This window comes from Escherichia sp. Lx600-2 (assembly GCF_036662595.1).
Lineage (GTDB): Bacteria > Pseudomonadota > Gammaproteobacteria > Enterobacterales > Enterobacteriaceae > Escherichia > Escherichia coli.
The window spans coordinates 1-3659 of the sequence record NZ_JAYQWM010000169.1 but is presented as its reverse complement, the minus strand read 5'-3'; the positions used below and the strand labels follow the sequence as shown (position 1 = coordinate 3659).

The window sequence follows — 3659 nt, the reverse complement described above, 5'->3', positions numbered from 1 at the left end:
CAATATCCAGCACTGCTCCCGTGATTTAGGTTAGCATCATTCCCGGAGTGCTGGGTGAGATTAGAAAAGTTACTTTTTATACGATGTACCATCCAATAAGGCACCTACTTATAGTCATGCCTAATGTCATATTAATTGTTCAGTATGATTTACCAATTTCCATACTGAACTTTTGCCTTAATATTTTTCACCTAGCTTCGGGCTCTGATGACGTAACGCTTAACTCCTTCAGGTGGCTCAGGCCAGTCTGCATTTTCGCGGGGCTGATAATTCCGGTTTCTGTATTTGATAAATGCCTCAGCCTGCTCGATATTATCCAGTCTATACTGAAGAAATTTAAATGCGTTATGCGGCATATTGCCTATGAGTTCTTCAGCAGAATATGAATTATCCGTCACATCATACCAGTGACAAAGTGCCACTTTCTTCCCGTCTGCATCGTATACCGCGTTAAAATAGTCACTTTCAAATTCATAGACATTGACTGGCTGATAACCTTCTCCGGGCACCTGCCTGGTGACTCCATTAAAATTAGGCAGACCATCATCATCGAGCAAACCCGGTGTCAGGTAGACCTTATCATTCTGACTGACCATTGCCATGTGACATGCCCATTGATCATTCAGCATTGTCGGGATTTCCTTTAAGTTACCGGCATGCCAGTTGACAATCTCTTCTGGCCGCTTGACCGCAAAGCGCTCCAGTTTCCTTGATTTACCTTCGAGCAACACAAACCTCAGGCCGGAGTTTTTTTCTGCCATCGACAGGAGCCGCGCCCGCGCTTTATCTGGGTACTCATACCAACTGGTATACAATTCCAGCAGCAGCTCCCTTGAGTCATCATCCCCTGCCCGGGCATACATCCAGTGCTCCGTCGAGCATGTACCTAAAGCAATCAGCTTTAATGATTTTCGTGACTTAATCAGGCCTACCGGGAGGAACATATCCGGGGTTGTTACATGCTCACCGCTGGCATTGCACGCGATATACGCGTCCCCCCACATCTCTAGCAGGTCGCCATATTCCTCATCATCCGGCGTCCCCATAGCCCCTTTCAGTAACCCTGCGCCTTTTTCGCACATCTCAAAAAGCTTCTGTTTTTCGGTCCACGAACTGAATACAGGCGTCATGGAGTACCATTTTCGTGACTGCTCCTCATCTTCCCAAAGAGTAATTTCGGATGCCGAACGCTCCGGCATAGATACCCAGGATCTGCCGGTTTCCCGAATGTTTCGTTTCCCGGTTGCATAGACAACACGATGGACCCACGCATGGGCTTCCAGTCTGTTGTCACACTCATAGGGTTTAGGCGCGATAAATGCGACGTAATTCCCTGACGAGTTAACCCCGGCCCGAAGAAGTTGCGAGCCGGACGCAGCGACGTGCTCCTGAATGACCGATACCATTTCGCTTGCACCCTGAGTGAGCCTGTAGAGCTGATTCAGCAGTGCCTGGCGCCCTTTTTCGGTACTCATCCCGACAGCGAGGGAAACCCCACGGTTGCCGGTCTTCCATGAAGCAATACACTGGTGAATCAGTTCCTGGATATTCCCCGGCAGGTGCATCCCCGAATCCTGCATTGCAGCCAGCAGATATTGCCGGTGCGGCAGTTCGTTTTCTCGCTCCTGTTCCAGGAATTTGATCGCGGCCTTAAAAAAGCGAATATAAAAAAGGTGGTTACTCCGGAATTTGCGTTGCTGGATAAACCGGGTCAGCTCCTCCGGGCCCACTGCATCAAGGCACAAATAAGCAAGTTCAGCTTCTCCACGCCGCCACGGGCTATATGCAGAGACGTTTACCTTACAGTTAAACATCTTATCTGTACTGAATCGCTTCACCGCCACATCAACGGCCAGAGTATCTCCCTGACGATACACAACCGCAGCAGAGACATTATCCTCAGGGTCAGCGATGAAGGAGTACCCTGAATAGCCGCTGTCCTCTTTAACGGCACCAGGTGCTGTTCTGGGGGTCATAAGCTCACGCCAGTTGCAGAGCAGCCGCGAGCCCGGTTGAATATAGGAGTTTTTTTCACTAATAAATTCATCGAGCGTCTGCGAGTCTGGTGATGCCAGCAGCCCTGTGCCGTCTTCATCGTGCAGAAAATGGAAGTACCGTTCCTGGAAGCTCAGATTCAAGAAATTCGCCTTTTCATGCTGGGGATAGAACTGACCAAAGAGAGCCAGTCGCTGGTCAAGACCAAACAGCATGATAAGCAGACGTCGGTAATGCAGAGCCATCAGGTCATGGGCTTTGAGACGATCGGTATAAGCCACATCTTCAAATTTGATGGTGGTACCGTCAAACCCTCGGAAGTGGCCCTGCTGCTCATCTTCAGAGGGAAATAACCGGGACGCCCCAAGATGGCTCTCCACCGGGGAATAGATCTGTTTGATATTTTGCCCGTTGCGGACCATCAGAAACACGATGCTGTTCTTTTCGTTGTTTTCAGCATTCGCCCAGGTATCACCATAGTCAATAAATCTGCGGGTAGTGACCATGACAAGTACGCAGCGCTCAGTCGGGAAAATTTGCTCCACCAGCCCCTGGTTATCTTTTAGCGCCTTGAGGAATGCGGAAAGACTCCTGAAATCAAAATGTTCGTCGATATCGCTCCAGGCAGAAAACTCCTCATCCACGACGAGTTTCTTCTGACACAGCGTCAACGGGATGCTGCTGTCTGCTGGCTCGCCTTCCGCAACATCAACTACCGTCACGTTTTTGCCGACGAATAATTCCAGCGTGAGAACACCTGCCTGAATTTTGCTGGCTTGCTCAATGCCCTCCTGCGTTCCGGCCAGCTTGGCAGCGGCCAGCTCCGCATAATACGGATGCATTTTCTCCAGCGCCCGGGTGATGGCGCCGGTACGCGACGTAATAATGTTAGCTACGGCACCGGCAATCTTGCCTTCCCGTTCCGCAACTTTCGCCATCAGAGAAACCTGAGCCTCTGAAATCCCCTGAGAAAGGGCATTCTGCACTGTACCCAGCGCCATGGTGACTGCAACATCTTCTGCATTCCTGACGGCTGGAAGCATTCTGTCCTCAGTTGCCCCCCCCTTTTTACTGGCCTCTTCGTCTTCGACCCTTTTAATAGCCAGTTCCCGGAGTGCAGAGGGATCTTGCAGAGTTTCCGTAAGACGCATTTGCAGGTCAGCGACCTCATCCTGAATGCCTTTGAGCTCCGACTGACGGATAATTTCATGGTCGGGCTGATATTCAAACAACGCGAGGAAATCGGCCGTCAGAAACCGATGCTCATTCAGTCTCTTGTCTTTCGTTGATTTTGAACCGTTCTCAGCGACGATTTCAACGCTTACCCATTCCCCGTAATGCCGGGGGTGAGCGCGAAGGATGACGGTATGCAGATTGTTATCCACGTACCGCAACGAGTTAATGAGGAGAGTGTCCCCGGCCACAATCGCCTCAGCCGGAATATCGACGAGCGCAGACCAATACTGCCCTGCCAGCAGAGAATGAAATCGTTCAAGGCGATCGATATTATTTTTACTGACCAGGTCCCCCATAAACTATACCTTCCGAATTTGTTTGTTATAAACATCATACCATATTGGCTGTTCACCCAAATAACCTGGCATGCGGAAACAGGTGATTCATTTAAAACAGAGCCTGTCCATTTTAAATGGTGGAATCCAGCA

At 50.0% G+C, this 3659-nt stretch carries 1 protein-coding gene; it reads right to left on the bottom strand.

Features of this window, described 5'->3' with window-relative positions:
* Positions 1 to 191 precede the first annotated feature (191 nt).
* The gene (locus OQV04_RS23860; protein ID WP_136655514.1) at positions 192 to 3527 is read right to left on the bottom strand and encodes a hypothetical protein; all 3336 of its coding nucleotides are present in this window, start codon (positions 3525 to 3527) and stop codon (positions 192 to 194) included.
* Between the last annotated feature and the right edge of the window lie 132 nt (positions 3528 to 3659).

Bases quoted from the DNA above. Each gene is read 5' to 3' on its own strand.
- OQV04_RS23860 (WP_136655514.1), bottom strand. From the start codon at position 3,527: ATGGGGGACCTGGTCAGTAAAAATAATATCGATCGCCTTGAACGATTT.